Annotated in this window: 19 protein-coding genes; 13 read left to right on the top strand and 6 right to left on the bottom strand. The window is 32.5% G+C overall.

What is annotated here, in order from left to right:
- Window positions 1-20: 20 nt before the first annotated feature.
- The 4 genes from A5893_RS03810 to A5893_RS03795 all read left to right on the top strand — a co-directional run bounded on the left by A5893_RS03810 (window position 21) and on the right by A5893_RS03795 (window position 3,242).
- Window positions 21-830, top strand: coding sequence for a hypothetical protein (locus A5893_RS03810; RefSeq protein WP_068821202.1), 810 nt, complete (start codon window positions 21-23; stop codon window positions 828-830).
- Entirely contained in the window at window positions 831-1,733 is a 903-nt protein-coding gene (locus A5893_RS03805; RefSeq protein WP_068821201.1) for a histone deacetylase family protein, read from the top strand.
- A 3-nt stretch (window positions 1,734-1,736) separates the two neighbouring features.
- A complete protein-coding gene (locus A5893_RS03800) occupies window positions 1,737-2,795 on the top strand; it encodes a nucleoid-associated protein (RefSeq protein WP_068821200.1) in 1,059 nt (352 codons plus the stop codon).
- A 159-nt stretch (window positions 2,796-2,954) separates the two neighbouring features.
- Window positions 2,955-3,242, top strand: a complete 288-nt coding sequence (locus A5893_RS03795) for a GIY-YIG nuclease family protein (protein ID WP_068821199.1) — start codon at window positions 2,955-2,957, stop codon at window positions 3,240-3,242.
- 402 nt (window positions 3,243-3,644) lie between these two features.
- On the opposite strand, the gene A5893_RS03790 is transcribed toward A5893_RS03795, so the two are convergent.
- The gene (locus tag A5893_RS03790; protein ID WP_068821198.1) at window positions 3,645-5,792 is read right to left on the bottom strand and encodes a polyribonucleotide nucleotidyltransferase; all 2,148 of its coding nucleotides are present in this window, start codon (window positions 5,790-5,792) and stop codon (window positions 3,645-3,647) included.
- Between the two features lie 1,033 nt (window positions 5,793-6,825).
- On the opposite strand from A5893_RS03790, the gene A5893_RS03785 reads away from it, so the two are divergent.
- Both A5893_RS03785 and A5893_RS03780 read left to right on the top strand, forming a co-directional pair.
- Entirely contained in the window at window positions 6,826-7,317 is a 492-nt protein-coding gene (locus tag A5893_RS03785; RefSeq protein WP_068821197.1) for a DinB family protein, read from the top strand.
- A 214-nt stretch (window positions 7,318-7,531) separates the two neighbouring features.
- Complete coding sequence (locus A5893_RS03780; RefSeq protein WP_068821196.1) at window positions 7,532-8,227, top strand: DUF4142 domain-containing protein; 696 nt, start codon at window positions 7,532-7,534, stop codon at window positions 8,225-8,227.
- A gap of 103 nt (window positions 8,228-8,330) precedes the next feature.
- Here the strand turns inward: A5893_RS03780 and A5893_RS03775 are convergent, their stop codons facing one another.
- Window positions 8,331-8,675, bottom strand: coding sequence for a hypothetical protein (locus A5893_RS03775; protein ID WP_082911330.1), 345 nt, complete (start codon window positions 8,673-8,675; stop codon window positions 8,331-8,333).
- A 187-nt stretch (window positions 8,676-8,862) separates the two neighbouring features.
- Between A5893_RS03775 and rsmH the strand changes: the two genes are divergently transcribed.
- Together rsmH and A5893_RS03765 are read left to right on the top strand one after the other, a co-directional pair.
- Window positions 8,863-9,912 (top strand): 16S rRNA (cytosine(1402)-N(4))-methyltransferase RsmH, encoded by a 1,050-nt coding sequence (gene rsmH / locus A5893_RS03770; RefSeq protein ID WP_068821195.1) that lies wholly within the window; start codon window positions 8,863-8,865, stop codon window positions 9,910-9,912.
- A 79-nt stretch (window positions 9,913-9,991) separates the two neighbouring features.
- On the top strand, window positions 9,992-10,330 hold the full coding sequence (locus tag A5893_RS03765; RefSeq protein ID WP_068821194.1) for a YbjQ family protein: 339 nt from the start codon (window positions 9,992-9,994) through the stop codon (window positions 10,328-10,330).
- A 67-nt stretch (window positions 10,331-10,397) separates the two neighbouring features.
- Here A5893_RS03765 and A5893_RS03760 read toward each other — a convergent pair whose 3' ends face one another.
- Window positions 10,398-10,919 carry a DUF421 domain-containing protein gene (locus A5893_RS03760; RefSeq protein WP_068821193.1) on the bottom strand — a complete coding sequence of 174 codons (522 nt, stop codon included), beginning with the start codon at window positions 10,917-10,919 and terminating at the stop codon, window positions 10,398-10,400.
- A 519-nt stretch (window positions 10,920-11,438) separates the two neighbouring features.
- Window positions 11,439-12,266, bottom strand: a complete 828-nt coding sequence (pyrF, locus tag A5893_RS03755; RefSeq protein ID WP_068821192.1) for an orotidine-5'-phosphate decarboxylase — start codon at window positions 12,264-12,266, stop codon at window positions 11,439-11,441.
- Window positions 12,267-12,491: 225 nt separating this feature from the next.
- Here pyrF and rho point away from each other — a divergent pair, with 225 nt between their 5' ends.
- The 3 genes from rho to purS all read left to right on the top strand — a co-directional run bounded on the left by rho (window position 12,492) and on the right by purS (window position 15,071).
- Complete coding sequence (gene rho, locus A5893_RS03750) at window positions 12,492-14,063, top strand: transcription termination factor Rho (RefSeq protein ID WP_068821191.1); 1,572 nt, start codon at window positions 12,492-12,494, stop codon at window positions 14,061-14,063.
- An 85-nt stretch (window positions 14,064-14,148) separates the two neighbouring features.
- The gene (gene pssA, locus A5893_RS03745) at window positions 14,149-14,820 is read left to right on the top strand and encodes a CDP-diacylglycerol--serine O-phosphatidyltransferase (protein ID WP_068821190.1); all 672 of its coding nucleotides are present in this window, start codon (window positions 14,149-14,151) and stop codon (window positions 14,818-14,820) included.
- Window positions 14,817-15,071, top strand: a complete 255-nt coding sequence (gene purS / locus A5893_RS03740; RefSeq protein WP_068821189.1) for a phosphoribosylformylglycinamidine synthase subunit PurS — start codon at window positions 14,817-14,819, stop codon at window positions 15,069-15,071. The genes pssA and purS overlap by 4 nt, the downstream gene beginning before the upstream one ends.
- On the opposite strand, the gene A5893_RS03735 is transcribed toward purS, so the two are convergent.
- Entirely contained in the window at window positions 15,068-15,436 is a 369-nt protein-coding gene (locus A5893_RS03735) for an Hpt domain-containing protein (protein WP_068821188.1), read from the bottom strand. The genes purS and A5893_RS03735 overlap by 4 nt on opposite strands.
- Window positions 15,437-15,442: 6 nt before the next feature.
- Window positions 15,443-15,940 carry a 2-amino-4-hydroxy-6-hydroxymethyldihydropteridine diphosphokinase gene (gene folK, locus A5893_RS03730; protein WP_068821187.1) on the bottom strand — a complete coding sequence of 166 codons (498 nt, stop codon included), beginning with the start codon at window positions 15,938-15,940 and terminating at the stop codon, window positions 15,443-15,445.
- Window positions 15,941-16,018: 78 nt separating this feature from the next.
- On the opposite strand from folK, the gene sppA reads away from it, so the two are divergent.
- Complete coding sequence (gene sppA / locus A5893_RS03725) at window positions 16,019-17,779, top strand: signal peptide peptidase SppA (RefSeq protein ID WP_068821186.1); 1,761 nt, start codon at window positions 16,019-16,021, stop codon at window positions 17,777-17,779.
- 83 nt (window positions 17,780-17,862) lie between these two features.
- The gene (locus A5893_RS03720) at window positions 17,863-19,545 is read left to right on the top strand and encodes a DNA polymerase/3'-5' exonuclease PolX (protein WP_068821185.1); all 1,683 of its coding nucleotides are present in this window, start codon (window positions 17,863-17,865) and stop codon (window positions 19,543-19,545) included.
- The last annotated feature ends 30 nt before the right edge of the window (window positions 19,546-19,575 follow it).

Raw genomic sequence — 19,575 nt, 5'->3', positions numbered from 1 at the left:
CACCTAACAAACTAATCTCAATGAAAAAAGTAAAAACATTAGCTATTTTAAATTTAATCTTCTTTGTAATTGCTTTTGCGGTTTCTAATTTAAGTCAGCTTAAAATATTTGGAGGTGTTACCAATGCGGATATTTCTAATAAATATGCAACGGTCTTTACGCCAGCAGGGATCACTTTTGCAATATGGGGAGTTATTTATTTATCACTTTTTGGTTTTACTATTTATCATGTGATTAAAGCTTTTAAAGATGATGTTCGTTCAGAAGCTAGCCAAGCGATATTGAAAATAGATTATTTATTTATCATCAATAATATAGCTACTACTTTTTGGGTTTTCGCTTTTACCTACGAGTATTTGTTAGCGTCGATGATTTTAATCATTATCCAATTAATTACTTTATTGATGATTTTTATTCAGTTAGACCTTTTTGACATTAATAAATCATTTTATAATAAGCTATTTACGCAGTTTCCATTGAGCATTTATTTTGCGTGGTTATGCGTTGCAAACGTGGCAAATATTTCTTTGTATCTGATTTCTATAGGTTGGGATGGTTTTGGGATTTCAGAATCTGTTTGGGCTCAAATAATGATTTTAATAGTGATAGCTATTTCATTTTTTATTGTTAAAAAAAAATTCAATGGATATTTTGGATTGGTGGTTATTTGGTCACTTCTAGGAATTTATCTCAAACGGGCCGAGATAAACGAGACTGAATTTAGAGGTGTCATAAATATATGTTGGTTTGGAATTGGTATAATCGGAGCATTTACTGGAATTCAATTCTATTTAAACTTTAAATTTAGAAGAAAAAAACGTCTAACTTAAATGCTCAAGATAGCTTTCGACCCAATTTATGCGCATCCTTTGCCAGAAGGACATCGTTTCCCGATGTTAAAGTATGAGTTGATTCCCCTACAATTAAAACATGAAGGCATCATCAGAGATCAAAATATTTTTTCGCCAGAGATTTTAGATGAGCAATGGATTTGTCCACCACATGAAAAAACTTATTGGGAAAAACTCAAAAACCTTAATCTCACTTATCAGGAAGAAAAACGGACAGGTTTTCCCCTATCCGCACAATTGGTGGAAAGAGAATTGCGAATTGCTCAAGGAACTATTGATTGCTGCCATTTTACTATGAATTTTGGTGTTGCTTTTAATGTGGCTGGCGGGACGCATCATGCTGGTAGTAATTGGGGCGAAGGTTTTTGTTTATTAAACGATCAAGCCATTGCAGCAAATTATTTACTAGAAAAAGGTTTGGCAAAATCCATTTTAATTATTGATTTGGATGTGCACCAAGGAAACGGAACTGCTCAAATTTTTGAAAATAATCCTCAAGTTTTTACTTTTTCCGTTCATGGAGAAAAGAATTTTCCCTTCCGTAAAGAAAAATCTGATTTGGATATTGGTTTAGCCGATGGTGTTGGCGATCAAGAATATTTACAAATTATTTCAGAACAACTGGCAAAGCTTTTTGACCAAACAAAGCCTGATTTTGTTTTCTTTCTTTCGGGAGTTGATGTATTAGCTAGCGATAAATTAGGTAAACTTGCACTCACTATTGAAGGTTGCAAACAACGCGATTTTTTGGTTTTTGAGGCTTGCAAAAAAAGAAACATCCCTGTACAAGTGAGTATGGGTGGTGGATATTCTGCTGATATTAAAATCATTGTTGATGCGCATTGCAATACTTATAAAGTGGCAAACGAGCTATATTTTTAATTCATGATTACATCTTTCGAAACTTCTCTACAAAATTTATCCGTTCATAAAGTTGGCAATAAATCGCAAGACGAGTATTTAACGCTTTCTGATGCGCAATTATCTATCAAAGATGAAACGCTGAATAATTTGCTGATGACTTACTTTTTAAAGCCTTTTGAAAAAGTAAATGAAATTTATCGATTTACACATTCTAGCGAAGATTTAGCCCTCAACGAAATCTATCATTTTGCAAAAAAATGCTTTCAGGAACCGGAGACTTTTCATGAAATGAGTCAGCAAATTACCAGACATTTATTTGATGTTTCTACACATCCCAAAATAAAATCTGGCGAAGTTTATATTGCTTTTTTTGATCAAGTCCAAATTGAAGGTCAACTGCATCAAGCGATTGGGATTTTTAAATCGGAGACTAAAGAAACTTATTTAAAGGTTTATCCAGATGCTGGTGGTTTTTTCCTGACTTATGAGCGGGAAGCCATTAACATCCAAAAGTTGGATAAAGGCTGCCTAATTATCAATACAGAAAGTGAGGAAGGCTATAAAGTTGCTGTTATCGATCAAACCAATAAAACACCTGAAGCTGCAGTTTATTGGAAAGATGATTTTCTAAAACTCAAAATCAGAAATGATAGTTTTAACCAAACTACCAATGTTTTAGGTCTTTATAAAAACTTTGTTAAAGAAAAGATAGACGATGATTTTCAAATTTCCAATCCTGATAAAATTGATTTGCTCAATAAATCGATGAAATATTTTAAGGAAAAAGAGAAATTTGATATGGATGAATTTTCTAACGAAGTTATTGGTAATGAAGTAGCTGCAAAATCATTTAAAGATATGGTGCAAAGCTATGAGAAAGAGTTTGAATCACCAATAAGCGGAGGTTTTGAAATATCCGGACAAGCTGTAATGAAACAAAAAAGCAGTTATAAATCCGTTTTGAAATTGGATAAAAACTTTCACGTTTATATCCACGGAGATAGGCAATTATTGGAGCAAGGTTTTGATGAAGGAAAAGGGATGAATTATATTACTTTGTTTTATAATAAAGAAATGTAAATGTAATTACAAAGCCTAAAAATATGGATTTATTAAATGGCAGTTTTTTACAATCTGATTGTTTAATGTGAAGAATTTTGTTTTGCTTTAACTAGGTTTTATTTAATTCAACTTACAGATTGTTTTGCTATCACTCTCAATGACAATGATATATAAATTATGAAATCTTATTATGTATATCTCTTAACAAACAAAAACAATACTGTTATATATACAGGATTTACAAATGATTTAAAAAGAAGAATCTGGGAACATAAATTTGATAAAGGCTCTAAGTTCACCACAAAATATAATTGTAATAAATTAATCTATTATGAAGAATTTAATACCCCTTATGATGGTATTGCAAGAGAAAAACAACTTAAAGGTGGTTCTAGAGCTAAAAAAGAGGCTTTAATAAATTTAGAAAATTCCCAATGGTCAGATTTAAGTATAGATTGGTATTAATATCAACTTTATATAAATATAAATATAAATTAATGAGTAAGGTGTCATTGCGAAGCCTGAAGAATTGGGATTGTGAAGTGGAAGGCTGTGGCAATCTGTTTGTTTGTTGTGAAGAATAATTATTTTGTCTTAACTAAGCTTTTCTCATTTAGCAAACAGATCGCTTCGTTATCATTCGAAATGAAAAAATTTGATTATTTTGGCAGGTTATGACAATTTATTTATGTGTTATTGCTAGATTGTGTTTTAACTTGATTCCCCTCATTAAATATACAGATTGCTTCGCTATCACTCGCAATGACAAAGTATAAAAAAATCCCCAATCTCTTTATCAGAAATTGGGGATTTATATTTAAAATTCAGACTTACGAAGTTTCAAAAACTTCGTAAGTCTAAACCGAATTAAGCATCAGCTTTTGGAGCTTCTTCTCTTGGAGGGCGAGGCAATAATGCTTTTCTAGAAAGCTTAAATTTACCTTGCTTATCAACTTCTAACAATTTAACTTTTACTTCGTCGCCAACTTGGAAAATACCGTCCATAGATTCGTAACGTTTCCAATCAATTTCAGAAATGTGTAACAAACCATCTTTACCTGGCATAATCTCTACAAAAGCACCAAACGGCATAATCGACTTCACTTTACCTTCGTAAGTTTCGCCAACTTCTGGTTTAGCCACTATGTTTTTGATACGAGTTGTTGCCTGATCGATAGCATCCTTATTATCAGCAAAAATCTGGATGTGTCCTTTATTATCCTTCTCTTCTACAGAGATAGTTGCGCCAGTTTCACGTTGCATTTCCTGGATAATTTTACCCCCGGGACCTATAATTGCACCAATAAATTCTTTATCAATCACCATAGAAACAATACGTGGAGCATGAGGTTTAAAATCTTCTCTCGGTGCACTCATGGTTTTATCAATCTCGCCTAAAATATGTAAACGGCCATCCTTTGCTTGGTCTAAAGCTTTCGCTAAAACCTCGTAACTTAAACCATTCACTTTTAAATCCATTTGGCAAGCAGTGATACCATTTTTAGTACCAGTAACTTTAAAATCCATATCTCCTAAGTGATCTTCATCACCTAAAATATCAGAAAGGATAGCATATTTACCTGTTTCCTCATCAGAGATTAAACCCATTGCAATACCAGAAACCGGAGCTTTCAATTTAATACCTGCATCCATCAAAGCCAATGTACCCGCACAAACGGTAGCCATTGATGAAGAACCATTAGATTCTAAAATATCAGAAACGATACGGATAGTATAAGGATTTTCTGCATCAGCAGGTAACACTTTTTTAATTGCTCTCATGGCTAAATTACCATGTCCAACTTCTCTACGTCCAACACCACGGTTTGGGCGAGCCTCACCAGTTGAAAAAGCAGGAAAATTATAATGCAATAAAAATTTGTTGTAACCATTAACAAAAGCACCATCAATCATTTGCTCATCAGATTTTGCACCCAATGTAACTGTAGTTAAGGATTGCGTTTCGCCACGAGTGAAAATTGCAGAACCATGAGCAGAAGGTAAATAACCTACTTCACTCCAGATTGGGCGAATTTCAGTTGTTTTTCTTCCATCTAATCTGATTCCTTCATTCAATAATAATGCTCTAACTGCATCATATTGTACATCATGGAAATATTTTTTAGCTAAAAAGCCAGTAGTTGCAGTTACGCCTTCACCTAAATTCCCAATAAATTCCATCAAAATAGCACCGAAAGCATCGCCACGGTCATTCTTAGGAGAATTTGATTTTGCTATCGCATAAACTTTATCATATGCAAATGCATACATTGCTTTCTTTAAATCTTCGTCACTACTTTCATGGCTGTAGGTTCTCTTTACAGTTTTACCAACTAAACGGCCTAATTCCACTTGTGCAGCAACTTGTTTTTTAATGGCTTCATGAGCAAATTGAATTGCTTCCACTAACTCAGATTCCGCAATTTCATTCGCTTCACCTTCAACCATGTTAATGTCCTTTGCAGAACCTGCAACAATAAATTCTAAAGAAGCTCTTTCTAATTCAGAACGTAATGGGTTAATCACTAACTTACCATCAATCTTTGCCACACGCACTTCAGATATTGGTCCGTTAAATGGAATATCAGAAACAGCTAAAGCCGCCGAAGCCGCTAAACCTGCCAATGCATCAGGCATAATGTCTTGGTCAGAAGAAATTAATGAAATCATTACCTGTGTATCAGAGTGATAATCTTCTGGGAATAATGGACGTAAAGCTCTGTCCACAATTCTTGAAATTAAAACTTCGTAGTCAGATAATCTGGCTTCTCTTCTTAAGAAACCTCCAGGGATACGACCAGCTGCCGCATATTTCTCCTGGTAATCAACGGATAATGGAAGGAAGTCGACACCCTCTTTTGCATCTTTGTTACTAACAACAGTGGCTAATAGCATCGTATTTCCTTGTTTCACTACTACCGATCCATCAGCTTGTTTCGCCAATTTTCCAGTTTCGATCTCAATGATACGGCCATCGCCTAAATCAATCGACTGTTTAAAAATATTTAAACTCATATATTATTTTTTATCGAGGGCAAAAGTACAGTTTTTATGTTTGATTTCCAGATGGGTTAGGTAAAAAGATTGTCAGTCGTTGCAAGACTAGAAGTGGTGTTTTTTTTATGGAAGATGGGACAATCTGATTGTTAATTGCAAAAACCTGATTTTCTGATTTAGTCTAATCAGGTTCTTTCACAGAGGAATCTATTTTTTTTAGAAAAGGTGCTGTTATGCAAGTAACATTATTCAGTCTGGCTTTTTGCTCATACTGCTTGAGGCCTTAGCCACCAGGCCGGTATCCACTGCAATCCAGTTTATTAGTCCAAGCTGGTTCTCTCACAGAGGAACCTGCTTTTTTTTTAGAAAAGGTGTTGTTGTGCCAGTAAGTTAATGCAGTCTGGCTTTTTGCTCATATTACTTGCCCGACCACCGGCGTGGCTCAGGCATTATTCATGAGGCTGGTATCCGCTGCAATCCAGTTTAGGAATGAGGGTTAGTGGTTTTTAATTTGGGTTTGTTGGGTTTGGGAAATTTCCTCATCACCTTGGTCTGTGTCTTCACAGACTGAAATAAATGGTAATATAAAATGTCTGTGAGGACACAGACCACGGGAGTAAATCAAAGCCCGAGAATTTAGTAGTCTCGATTTATTTAGAAGATAAAAATAGTTTAGAGGTTAAAAGTGAAATATCTAGAATTTCAGGGTTATTTGGAGATGTTTCAGTAGCATTTTACGATTCAAACACATTGTTCACTTTTAACAGTAAATATAAATTTTATTAACCCAGCTGTTTGACATGTTAGCAAAGCGCATGTCGAACTTTAAGTAAAAAGGATTTGCAATTCGCATAACCTATTTGTGAGATGCTTCCTTTCGTCATTGACGCTCGAAATATTAAACACTGTTGTTAGATAGGCTAGTAAAGCGCATGTTAATTCCCACAAACTTAAATGTTAAAATTCTTTTAAATGAGTTTCAGTTTTCCTTAAAATCAAATATATTTGGTTATCTATTATTAGAATTACAAACTTTCTTAAACCAAAAATCATGTTAGCAGCAATTATCATTAAAGAATTAAAAGAAGAAATAGCTACTTCATCTAAAATGTTGGCAATAGTACCCGCTGATAAATTAGATTGGCAACCTCACCCAAAAAGCATGTCGTTAGGAAAACTTGCAGGGCATATTGCCGAAATACATGGTTGGTTCAAATTCTGTATTGATGTTGAAGAAGTAGATTTTGGTTTACAACCTTGGGAAACTCCAAAGGCAACTGATGGTGCAGGTTTTGCAAATATTGCCAAAGCTTTCAGCGAGGATTCTTTAAAATCATTAAGCGAAACTGATGATGATACCTATTTAAACAAACGTTGGGTAATGAAATATCATGGTCAATTGATTATGGATTTCTCCAAGTATGAGGCAATCAGACATTGCATGTCTCAATTAATTCATCATAGAGCACAGTTAGGCGTATTTTTGAGGTTATTAGACATCCCAATTCCTGGTTCTTATGGACCAAGTGCCGATGAAATGTAAGTAAATCAGTCTAATTAAATCATAATTTTTGTTCTAACAGGTTTTCTCAAAGAGGAACCTGTGATTTTTATTTAGCTAAATAAACTAATTAAGAAACCCTTATTCATGATTTTTGGATAAATAATTGCTATTCTTTATTTAAGAAACCAATGTTCCAGCGTCTTCATATAAATTAATATGATACTGATTTTGCTAGATCAAAAAAGCAATTATTATGAAAAATATTTATCTTACCTATTTTACTTTATTAGTTCTAGCTTGTTATTCATGCTCAAGTGGTAGAGTTTCACAAAATAGTGCATCAGCTAAAGACTCTACCGGTATTACATTTAACAAATCGGGCATTAACCGTTCTGTTCCACCTCCTGTTAACAGAAACTTGCCACAAAGTTCTTTAGGAATGGGCTCAGCAGCTATAGTAAGCGAAGAGAAGATAATGCCAGATAATTCAACTCCGGTCGAAAATATTGCTAATCAAAGTCTGGCAGAAGCTTGGAGGAACCAAATCATGAGTACTGATAAGTTTTTATTACAAGCTTATCAATCGGGCTTAGCAGAAATAGAAATTGCAAAAGAAATACAGAAAAAGACTAAAAATGCTTTAATACTGAACTATGCTAATAAAATGATAGTTGATTATACACTAGCAAACAATAATTTACAAAAATTTGCATCTTCAAGAAACATCTCACTTTCAAAATCTTCTACAACTTCTACTTTATCTGATCATAATGAGGATATTGAGCGTAAATATCTTAAACTTTCTATGGACGATCATCAAGCTAAAATAGCTATTTATGAAAAAATAACTACTGGAAATGACGAAGAAGTTAAATCATTTGCTAATACGCAACTACCTATATTAAAAGCACACCTTAAAGAAGTTCTTGAATTATATCAGAAAAAATAAGCTATTTCTTGCCATGGCACATTTTATATTTAGCAGTTCTTTCAAAGATTGTCCTGTTTTTTTACTTTTTGCTGTTAGATAAAAAGTGATAAGGTATTTATGCTTATTCTGCTTCAGGTTTGACTATTGCTACAATTTTAAGAATGTATGCTTTTCCCATACTGATCTTATAATGTTTTCCCTGTAGTAATTCTTTTATTTTAGCATCATTAAGCAGCACTTCATATAAATCTCTTGCCACTGCAGATCCGGAAATATTATTTTTTGCTTTTCCATTTTCTAACTCTAAACTAAAACCATAATCAGATTTGTTTCTGTTGCCCAAACTATGAAAATCAGATTTTGTGAAGTTGATCTCTTGTTCTTCTGATAGCGCCTTTTTGAGTTGAATAGCAAAAACTGGTAGGTATCTTTTCCAAAGCGGATAATATAAATTTGTCTCTATCATATATAAAAGGGTAATAATCGAATGTTTTTCGGCAAAGTAAACAAAAATTGCCTTATAATAGGATTTGAATAGCTGACTTTTCATATTTAGAACTATCTAAATGGATATTTTATAAACTTTTCTTAAATCAAAAAAACATTCAAATTAACACTTCACTTTATTACATTTCCTTATTTTTACATCCATCATGGATGATCAAACACCAAAAAGTTCTCGACGTGTTCGTTATAAAGGCACACATCCTAAATCTTTTAAAGAAAAATATAAGGAATTAAATCCTGAAAATTTTGCTGAAGATGTGGAGAAAGTAATGCAACAAGGTCGTACTCCGGCTGGTATGCACCGTTCAATCTGTGTAAACGAGATTTTGGAAATTTTGAATATACAACCCGGGCAAGTTGGAATGGATGCTACTTTAGGTTATGGCGGACATAGTTTAGAAATGTTAAAACTTTTGATGCCAAACGGACATTTATATGCCACAGATGTTGACCCGTTTGAGCTACCAAAAACGAGAGACAGATTAGCAGCTCTTGGTTACGGTCCGGAAGTTTTGACCATTAAGAAAATGAATTTTTCTAACATAGATTTAATTGCTTATGAATCTGGACCTTTAAATTTTGTATTGGCAGATTTAGGGGTTTCCTCTATGCAAATTGATAATCCGGACAGAGGTTTTTCTTTTAAAATTGATGGACCTTTGGATTTAAGGCTGAATCCAAGTAGCGGAAAATCTGCAGCAGTTTTGTTAAAAACCATTCCACAGGAAAAGCTGGAAGAAATATTTATTGATAATTCTGATGAGCCGTACGCTGAGCAGATTTCAACATCAATTATACAAGCTATTAAAAGAGGCGAAAAAATTGAAACCACAACTCATTTAAAAGAGATTATTAAAGAAAGTTTAAGCTTTCTTGCACCATCAAATAAAGTCGAAGAAATTAAAAAAACTTGTCAAAGATGTTTCCAGGCTTTAAGAATTGAGGTAAATAATGAATTTGGCGTATTAGAAAAGTTTTTAGAAAAACTTCCTGATGCTTTAGCACCTGGCGGAAAGGTTGCCATACTTTCATTTCATTCCGGCGAAGACCGTAGGGTAAAAAAGATATTTAAAGCATTTTATAATGGAGGCATTTATAGTGAGATAGCTCAAGATATTATTAAGGCAACAGCCGAAGAAATTAATAGCAACCCAAGGGCAAGGTCTGCAAAATTGAGATGGGCTATTAAGGCTTGAGCTTTTACACAAAAAATCTTAAAATAATATTATTTATGATTCAAAAAATCTTAAATTACTAATTCAAAAAACTTAAATCATGAACCAACATATCTTAATAACAACTGCAACTAGCCTAGAAGGTTACAAAATCACCAAACAATTAGGTTTAGTTAGAGGCATAACGGTTCGTTCTAGAAGCGTTTTAGGTAATATGGCAGGTGGTTTTATGACTATTTTTGGTGGTAGAAGTGCGATTTTTACAGAGCTTTGTGAAAAGGCCAGAGAGGAAGCTCTTCAACTTTTAATTTTACATGGACAAGAAATGGGAGCAAACGCCATTATAAATATGCGTTATGATGCAAACGAAGTAATGAATGGCTTAACTGAAGTATTGGCTTATGGAACTGCTGTGGTTGTTGAGAAAACTGAGATTTAGTCTAAATATGTTTGAGTGATTTAGATGTTTCTAGCACTTAATTTCCGAATTAGATAAAGCAGATAATTTATCGTTTTAACACGTCTTTCATAATCCAGCTATCAATTTCATCATCATTGGCATGATGTAAAACACTGATGTCTCCAGTAGTTTCAAACACTACAGCTTTTATTTGCGATAATTTAATAACGTTTGCTTCTCTAAGCTTACTCCTTAAATCTGTTTCTGTTACTCTTGCTTTTAAAAGATTTTCCTCTAATATTTTTTCTCCATCCATTAATAAAAGAGGAGAATTATCAATCAATTTTTCGAAAAACTTAAAACGTCTAAAATATGCCGCTATTAGCTGTAAGGCATACACCATTAATAACCCAACAATTCCTTGTAATAAACTTGGTTTTGGAGAAAGAATGATTGTTGCAATTATTGAACCTACAGCAACTGTCATCGCAAAATCAAAGCTCGACATTTTAGAAAAACTCCGTTTACCAAAAATCCTCGTCAATACAATTATCACCACGTAAATAATAGCAACGCTTACACAAATTCCTAAAATGGTGGTGCCGTTTATTTCTATCCAGTCTTTCATGTTTTTTATTTAGATATATATCAAATTTACCAAATGAGCTTATATAATTCAAAAACAACAAGAAATAGATTTTAAAAACAATCCCGCACAAAATATCCATTCTAGATGATACTTCCTTGTTTGCACCTTTTTTTGTATAAAGCTGTTCATTAAATATTTTATCAAATTGATATATGTTTTAATCCCAATATCAATTAATTTAACTCCAGTACTGTTTTTGTTAACTTAACATTTAATAGAAAATTTGGGGAAATTATTTTAAAATTATCATCAAAATACTTAATGATTTGGCATTGTTTTTAATATTCATTTGATATCATTTATCTATTAAAAACAAGAAAACTATGGCAACAACAAAGAGCGATTCTAAGAGCAAAGCTCCAAAAGAATCAAAAGACCCGAAATCTACCAAATCGGAAAAAACAGAAACTGCTAAAAAAACAAGTGGTTCTAAAAAGTAAAAGCAAACCCGGTTTCCAAGAAGAAATCGGGTTTGTTTTTGGCGGTTTATTTTTCGGTTTATAAACCGATTATTTTCAATTCATTTTCCATCTCAAGTTGGACCTTTTCTGCTTCTATTTTAGCTGCCTCGGCAAAATCATAGCCGTTAGAGGCATATATAATTGCCCTGGAAGAATTAACAATTAATCCGCACTCTTTCGTTATACCATATTTACAAACATCCGCTAAAGATCCACCTTGCGCACCAACTCCGGGAACCAGTAAAAAATGATTTGGAGCCAGTTTTCTAATATCGGCGAAAGCCTTACCCTTTGTTGCACCTACTACGTACATCATATTCTCCTCATTTGCCCATTCTTGTGATTTGGTCAATACAGTTTCAAAAAGTTGTTTACCCGCAGTTTCTAAAAACTGAAAATCTTGAGCACTTTCGTTAGAGGTTAATGCTAATAAAATAGTCCATTTCCCTTTATAGCTTAAAAATGGTTTTACAGAATCCGCTCCCATGTATGGAGCAACTGTAACGGCATCAAAATCTAAATTAGAACTTTCTTTGTTAAAAAAAGCATCTGCATACATTGCAGAAGTATTGCCAATATCTCCACGTTTAGCGTCAGCAATAGAAAAAATATCTTTTGGTAAATAATTAAAGGTTTTGATCAATGATTGCCAACCAGCAATTCCTCTACATTCATAAAATGCGGTATTAATTTTATATGAAACACAAATATTTTTTGTAGCGTCAATAATTTGTTTGTTAAATTCAAACACAGGATCATCAAAATCTAACAAATGTTTAGGAATTTTATGGATATCGGTATCCAAACCAATGCTTAAAAATGATTTTTTAATTTTTATTTGCTCAATAAGCTGTTGACGATTCATTGTATAGTTTTGGATTTTATCAAATGTGATAATTTTAGAGGGATTAAAAAAAAGTTAACAAAATTTTAGAAATTACAAATATTTACATATTATTGCATCGTAATCTCAATTTATCCTTTTTCTACGGATTAAGTCAAACAAATAAATTCGCTCTAAGATTTTAAATGTAGCACCTGGTCAAAATCGATAAATCATACTTTAATCCCTTGACAATAATTCATATTAATGTTTAATAAAAACGAATTGAACGACAAGCTTGTTTCTGAGCTTCGTGAAATTGCAAAAAGTTTTGGTGTAGAAGATACCGACATTTTGCGCAAAGCCGATTTGGTTACAAAAATTGGCGAACAGCAGGATTTAATTACTGCAGCTAGAACATCTGGCGAAAATCTTGAGGCAGATGATGAACCTAAAGAAGAAAAAATTAAAAAAAGAATTAGAACTGTAATTTCTAAAGCAGAGCCCGTAGAAAGAAAATCTACTAGCCCAGCAGAAGAAGTTTCTTTATTTGATAATCCAACAAAAGAAGAAGTGCCAGCTAGAAATAGGGTGGCACCAGTTACACAGTCTGTAGAAGCGTCTAATAATGAGGCAACTTCAGAACAAGATCAAAGAAGCGAGCCTAAATCTATTCGTCCGGAAAAACATTCTAAACAAAGAAATTCAGATTCGGCATTTGATTTTGATAATGTGATCATCAATGAAGGTGTTTTAGAAATTATGCCCGATGGTTATGGCTTCTTAAGATCTTCTGATTATAATTACTTAACCTCTCCTGATGATATTTACGTTTCTCAATCACAAATTAAATTATTTGGATTAAAAACAGGAGATACTGTTAGAGGAAGTATTAGACCTCCAAAAGAAGGTGAGAAATATTTCCCATTGGTAAGGGTAGAATCTATAAACGGAAGAGTACCTGCAGAAGTAAGAGACCGTGTTCCCTTCGATTATTTAACACCTCTTTTCCCAACTGAAAGGTTAAATTTATTTATGAAACCTAGTGATTATTCTACTAGGATTATGGATTTATTTACTCCAATTGGAAAAGGACAACGTGGTTTAATTGTGGCGCAGCCAAAAACAGGTAAAACCAATTTACTGAAAGAAGTTGCTAATGCAATTGCTGCTAACCATCCAGAAGTTTATCTAATTATTTTATTGATTGATGAGCGTCCGGAAGAGGTTACTGACATGGCAAGAAGTGTAAGGGCTGAAGTAGTTTCTTCTACTTTTGATGAACCTGCTGAAAGACATGTTAAAATCGCAAATATCGTTTTAGAGAAAGCTAAAAGAATGGTAGAATGTGGCCATGATGTAGTTATTCTTTTAGATTCTATTACTCGTTTAGCAAGAGCGTACAATACTGTGGCACCTGCTTCTGGAAAGATTTTATCAGGTGGTGTAGATGCAAATGCATTACACAAACCAAAAAGATTTTTTGGAGCTGCCCGTAACATTGAAGATGGTGGTTCACTAACCATTTTAGCTACTGCTTTAACGGAAACTGGTTCTAAAATGGATGAAGTTATCTTTGAAGAATTTAAAGGTACTGGTAATATGGAACTACAATTAGATAGAAAATTATCTAACAAACGTATATTCCCTGCTATTGATCTAACAGCTTCAAGCACTAGAAGAGATGATTTATTATTAGATAAAGAAACTTTACAAAGACTTTGGATTTTAAGAAATCATTTAGCAGATATGAACCCTCAAGAAGCTATGGAATTCTTATTGACCCAAGTTAGAGGTACAAAATCTAACGAAGAATTTTTAGTTTCGATGAATAGCTAAAACTGGAACAAAAAATAAGGAACAAAGAACAATGGATTAAGATCATTTTTTCTTTCATCCTTGTTCTTTATCTTTTATCCAAAACATGATAAAAAAACACATTCCAAACGCATTAACATGTGGCAACCTTTTTTCTGGTTGCATTGGTATTGTTTACGCATTTAATGGCGACCTTAAAACGGTTGCCTATTTTGTTTTAATCAGTGGCATATTTGATTTTTTTGATGGATTTGCAGCAAGATTGCTCCATGTAAAATCTGATATTGGAAAAGAACTAGATTCTTTGGCAGATGTGATTAGCTTCGGTTTTTTGCCTGGTGTAATCATGTATCAACTTTTGTTAATGAGTGGTGCAGGAACTTTAGCTTATGCTGGATTTTTAATTACCATTTTTTCTTCTCTGCGTTTAGCAAAATTTAACATCGATACCCGCCAAACAGAAGATTTTATAGGTTTAAATACCCCAATGAATACTTTTTTCATTATCTCTTTCCCATGGTTAATTATTGATATTCCAATTATTGGAAACACCTATTTTCTAATCGCTATAATTTTAATAACTAGTTATTTGCTAATAAGCGAGATTAAACTATTCTCCATGAAAATGAGTGGTTTAAGCTGGGCATTAAATAAATACAAGTTCATTTTCATAATTTTAGCCCTAATTTTATTGGCTTTTCTTAAATTCGCAGCAATTCCGATAATATTAATATTATACATACTTTTTTCACAAATACATTTTAAAACCTCATCATGAAAAAATTCTCAGCCGCTATAGATGTAATGCCATTAAAAGAAATTTTGGATCCTCAAGGAAAAGCTGTTACAGGGAGCATGAAAAATCTTGATCTATCAGAAATAAGCAATGTGCGCATTGGCCGACACATTACTTTAGAGATTGAGGCTGAAAACAAAGAAATTGCTACAGAAAAAGTAGAAACAGCATGCAAGAAGCTTTTGGCAAATGTGATTATGGAAAGTTACATTTTTGATATTAAAGAGCTTTAATCATTAGCTAAAAATTCTGATTTTTTTTCTTCTAGTTTAACGTAAATGGTTTTAAATACTTCCTTTAATGAGTTAAAATCATTTAAAATTCCTTCATAATTTTCTTCTTTCCTAGCCCAACTTTCCATTTCTGTTATGGTTTCTTTAGCGGAAGCAACCCCCATAAAAGTTAAGGTTGGCTTTATTTTATGGGAAGCATCTGCAATTGTTTTAAAATTTTTAGATACCACACCCTCTTCTAAAACTGCCAGATAATTTGGGGTCTGTAATAGAAAAACATCTATCATTTCGACCATAAAATCTTTGTTATCACTTGCTAAATCTTGCAAGTATGATAAATCTATTGTTACATCTTTTTCTCTCATTAAATTTTAATAAATGTTACTTTTAAGATATTTATTAACAGGTAAATGGTCTAAACAATTAATTAAAAGTTGGTTAATAGTCTGGTATAAAACAGGATGCATTAAATTTGGTGAAATCTCATTTAAAGGTATTAAAACAAACATTCTTTCAGCAATTAAAGGATGAGGTAATGTTAATTCTTTTGTATGGATAATTCTATCATCATAAAATAATATATCAATATCCATAGTTCTTGCTCCCCATTTTTCTTCCCTCCTTCTACCTAATAAATTCTCTATCTTTTGTGTTTTCTTTAACAGTTCTAATGGCTCTAGATTGGTGTTAATTATTACTGCAATGTTCAAAAAATCTGGTTGTTCATGTAAACCCCATGCTTTAGTCTCAAAAATTGAAGATTTTTGTATTATATTTCCAATCTCTTTTTCCAAATGGTTTAAAGCTAGGGAGATATTGTTTTCCCTATTATCTAGATTACCTCCTAAAAGTAGGTAAACCTTACACATAAATGTTGTAACAATTGCTTTTAATGCGCATCTAAAATTTATATTTGCAAAATAGTATTTTAAAACAAAAAATCTCTAATGAAACAATTCTTTAAGTTTGTTTTTGCCTCAATGGTTGGTGTAATCATTGCCACGTTTTTGTTATTCGTAATTTTAATTGCTGGGGTTACAGCGGTTGTTTCCAGCTCTGATGAAACCATTGAAGTTAAGGATAATACCATCTTACATTTAAACTTAAATATTCCAATTATAGAAAGAAGTGCTTCTACTCCTTTAGATAATTTGGATATTGGACCTTTTAAAGGCGATAAATCAATTGGTTTAAATGATATTTTAAAAAGCATTAAAAACGCAAAAGATGATGATAACATTAAAGGAATTTACTTAGATGTAAGTTATCTGATGACGGGTTTTGCTTCAATTGAAGAAATTAGGGACGCACTAATTGATTTTAAAAAATCTAAGAAATTTATTTATGCTTATAGCGAGGTTTATACTCAGGGAGCTTATTATTTAGCTTCAGTAGCAGACAAAGTTTATTTAAACCCTCAAGGTGTTTTAGAATTGAAAGGTTTTAGTTCTGAAATTACTTTTTATAAAGGTGCATTAGATAAGTTGGGTATTGAGGCACAAATCATAAAAGTTGGAACTTTTAAAAGTGCAGTAGAGCCATTTATTTTGGATAAAATGAGCGATGCCAATCGATTACAAACAACATCATTATTGGGCTCACTTTATGGTCATTTTACTTCCGAAATTGCTAAGAGCAGAAAAATTCCTCAGGATTCAGTCATTTCTATTGCTAATAATTTATTATCACGATCTCCTGAAGATGCGGTAAAATTAAAATTGATTGACGCATTAAAATATAAGGATGAAGTTTTGGAAGAATTAAAATCTAAAACTGGTATCGATAAAAAAGATAATCTTAAAACAGTTGGAATTTCTGATTATGCAAAATCGATCAAATCATCATCATCTGCAAAGGATAAGATTGCAATAATTTATGCCAACGGAGAAATTAACAGTGGCGAGGGTGATGAAAACTCAATTGGTTCTGAAGGAATTTCTAAAGCTTTAAGAAAAGCAAGGTTAGACGAAAAAGTAAAAGCTGTAGTTCTTAGAGTTAATAGTCCAGGAGGCAGTTCTTTAGCGTCTGATGTGATTTGGAGGGAAGTTTTATTAACTAAGAAAGTGAAGCCTCTTATTGTTTCTATGGGAGATTACGCTGCTTCTGGAGGTTATTATATTTCTTGTGCTGCAGATTCTATTTTTGCAGAGCCAAATACAATAACAGGTTCTATTGGTGTTTTTGCGATTATCCCAAATATGAAGGGTTTTTTAAATGATAAATTAGGTGTAACTTTTGATGGAGTTAAAACTGGTCAGTTTGCAGATTTAGGAGATGTAACAAGACCTTTAAGCACACCAGAAAAAATGATTTTACAAAAAGAGGTTAATAGAACTTATGCAGATTTTACCAAAAGAGTGTCAGAAGGACGAAAAATTTCACAAACTTTTGTAGATAGTATTGGGCAAGGTAGAGTTTGGACAGGCGAACAAGCTATTAAAATTAAATTAGTTGATAGAATTGGGCATTTAGAAGATGCTATTAAATCGGCTGCTAAGAAAGCTAAGTTGGATGATTACAAATTGGTAAACTATCCGGAAATTAAACAAGGCTTTTTTGGATTATTAGATAATTCTGGAGACAAAATTAAAACTTATATGGTTAAACAAGAACTTGGTGTTAGCTATCCTTATTATCAAAAAATTAAGGAAGTTGCCAATATGAAAGGTTTACAAGCGAGAATGCCTTTTTATATGGAAATAAACTAGTTTCCACTTCTTTGAAATAAATAAAAAGCTCACTAGAATTTCTAGTGAGCTTTTTATTTATAATTCTTTTTAAATTGCACCCAATGGAAAACAAAGACATATCCAAAGCTTTTAAGCTGTTATCACAATTAATGGAGCTTCATCAAGAAAATCCTTTTAAAATAAAATCCATTGCAAATACTTCTTTTAAGATTGATAAACTACCTTTTAAATTAAAAGATAAAAATCCAGACGAATTAGAGAAAATTGATGGAATTGGAAAAAGCTCTGCTGCTAAAATCACCGAACTTTTGCAGAAAGGAGAAATAGAAGAATTAAATACCTTAATTGCTCAAACTCCAGAAGGTATTTTAGAAATGATGACCATTAAAGGTCTTGGTCCTAAAAAAATCGAGATTATATGGAATGTTTTAGAGATTGAAACAGTAGGTGAACTTTATTATGCCTGTAATGAAAATAGGTTAATTGAAGCAAAAGGTTTTGGTTTAAAAACACAAGAAGAAATTAAACTAGCCATCGAGTTTAAGATGGCTAACATGGGAAGGTTTTTATATGCTAAAATAGAAGCATTTGCGCATAAATACCAAAACGATTTCCTGCAAGAATTTAGAAAAACAGATTCAGCAGTTGAGGTAATTATCACAGGAGAATTTAGAAGAAAATGTGAGATTATTGATGTGCTTTCTTTCCTCATCGTTTCTAATGATGGTGATATTTTATTAAATCAATTACCTAAAGTTTTGGATTTGATTGAACCTAAACTAGAAAAAAATGAGATAATTTTTCATGATAATAATGGATTGAAGATTCATATAATTACTTGCAAACAAGAAGAAAAAGGAAATGCACTTTTTAATACAACTGGTTCTGAAGCTCATATATCATTGGTTAAAAATCATTTAAAATCAAATCTATTATTTGATAATGAAGTAGAATTATACCAATCTGCGGGTATGGATTATATACTTCCAGAATTAAGGGAAGGCTATAACGAAGTTGATTTAGCATTCAAACATCATTTACCAATCCTAATAATTAACGAAGATTTAAAGGGCACATTACATAATCATAGCACTTGGAGCGATGGTGTGCATACTGTTGAAGAAATGGCTTTGTATTGCCGTGACGAGATGAATTTAGAATATTTTGGTATTTGCGATCACTCTAAAACAGCTGTTTATGCCAAAGGATTAAGCATTGAAAGAGTTTTGCAGCAGCAAGAAGAAATTGATCATTTAAATAAAAAACTTGCACCTTTTAAAATATTTAAAGGAATTGAGTCTGATATTCTATCTGATGGAAGTTTAGATTATCCAGAAGAAATTTTAAAACGCTTTGATTTCGTGGTAGCTTCTGTACATTCTGCAATGAAAATGGATGTAGAAAAAGCAACAAATAGATTAATTAAAGCAATTGAGAATCCATACACAACCATATTAGGTCATCCTACCGGAAGGTTATTATTAAGTAGAAGTGGCTACCCTTTAGATTTTGAAAAAATAATTGATGCTTGTGCCGCAAACAAAGTAGTAATAGAGATTAACGCTAATCCTTTAAGGTTAGATTTAGATTGGCGTTGGCACAGATATGCCATACAAAAAGGAGTTTTATTATCCATAAATCCTGATGCACACCGTACAGAAGGCTTATTAGATATGCAATATGGAATTAATGTTGCTCGAAAAGGCGGCTTAACTAAAAATGATTGTCTAAACGCTTCTACTCTGCAAGAAATAGAATTGTTATTTAACGCTAAAAAATTCTAGATTTTGAACGCAAAAAAAATCAAAATCTTA

Source organism: Pedobacter psychrophilus, from assembly GCF_001652725.1.
Classification (GTDB): domain Bacteria; phylum Bacteroidota; class Bacteroidia; order Sphingobacteriales; family Sphingobacteriaceae; genus Pseudopedobacter; species Pseudopedobacter psychrophilus.
The sequence above is the reverse complement of the archived record's forward strand: the minus strand, read 5'-3'. Positions and strand labels throughout refer to the sequence as shown.

Coding starts and splice junctions, on each gene's coding strand:
- A5893_RS03810 (WP_068821202.1), top strand. CDS start 21: ATGAAAAAAGTAAAAACATTAGCTATTTTAAATTTAATCTTCTTTGTA.
- A5893_RS03805 (WP_068821201.1), top strand. CDS start 831: ATGCTCAAGATAGCTTTCGACCCAATTTATGCGCATCCTTTGCCAGAA.
- A5893_RS03800 (WP_068821200.1), top strand. CDS start 1,737: ATGATTACATCTTTCGAAACTTCTCTACAAAATTTATCCGTTCATAAA.
- A5893_RS03795 (WP_068821199.1), top strand. CDS start 2,955: ATGAAATCTTATTATGTATATCTCTTAACAAACAAAAACAATACTGTT.
- A5893_RS03790 (WP_068821198.1), bottom strand. CDS start 5,792: ATGAGTTTAAATATTTTTAAACAGTCGATTGATTTAGGCGATGGCCGT.
- A5893_RS03785 (WP_068821197.1), top strand. CDS start 6,826: ATGTTAGCAGCAATTATCATTAAAGAATTAAAAGAAGAAATAGCTACT.
- A5893_RS03780 (WP_068821196.1), top strand. CDS start 7,532: ATGAAAAATATTTATCTTACCTATTTTACTTTATTAGTTCTAGCTTGT.
- A5893_RS03775 (WP_082911330.1), bottom strand. CDS start 8,675: ATGATAGAGACAAATTTATATTATCCGCTTTGGAAAAGATACCTACCA.
- rsmH (WP_068821195.1), top strand. CDS start 8,863: ATGGATGATCAAACACCAAAAAGTTCTCGACGTGTTCGTTATAAAGGC.
- A5893_RS03765 (WP_068821194.1), top strand. CDS start 9,992: ATGAACCAACATATCTTAATAACAACTGCAACTAGCCTAGAAGGTTAC.
- A5893_RS03760 (WP_068821193.1), bottom strand. CDS start 10,919: ATGAAAGACTGGATAGAAATAAACGGCACCACCATTTTAGGAATTTGT.
- pyrF (WP_068821192.1), bottom strand. CDS start 12,266: ATGAATCGTCAACAGCTTATTGAGCAAATAAAAATTAAAAAATCATTT.
- rho (WP_068821191.1), top strand. CDS start 12,492: ATGTTTAATAAAAACGAATTGAACGACAAGCTTGTTTCTGAGCTTCGT.
- pssA (WP_068821190.1), top strand. CDS start 14,149: ATGATAAAAAAACACATTCCAAACGCATTAACATGTGGCAACCTTTTT.
- purS (WP_068821189.1), top strand. CDS start 14,817: ATGAAAAAATTCTCAGCCGCTATAGATGTAATGCCATTAAAAGAAATT.
- A5893_RS03735 (WP_068821188.1), bottom strand. CDS start 15,436: ATGAGAGAAAAAGATGTAACAATAGATTTATCATACTTGCAAGATTTA.
- folK (WP_068821187.1), bottom strand. CDS start 15,940: ATGTGTAAGGTTTACCTACTTTTAGGAGGTAATCTAGATAATAGGGAA.
- sppA (WP_068821186.1), top strand. CDS start 16,019: ATGAAACAATTCTTTAAGTTTGTTTTTGCCTCAATGGTTGGTGTAATC.
- A5893_RS03720 (WP_068821185.1), top strand. CDS start 17,863: ATGGAAAACAAAGACATATCCAAAGCTTTTAAGCTGTTATCACAATTA.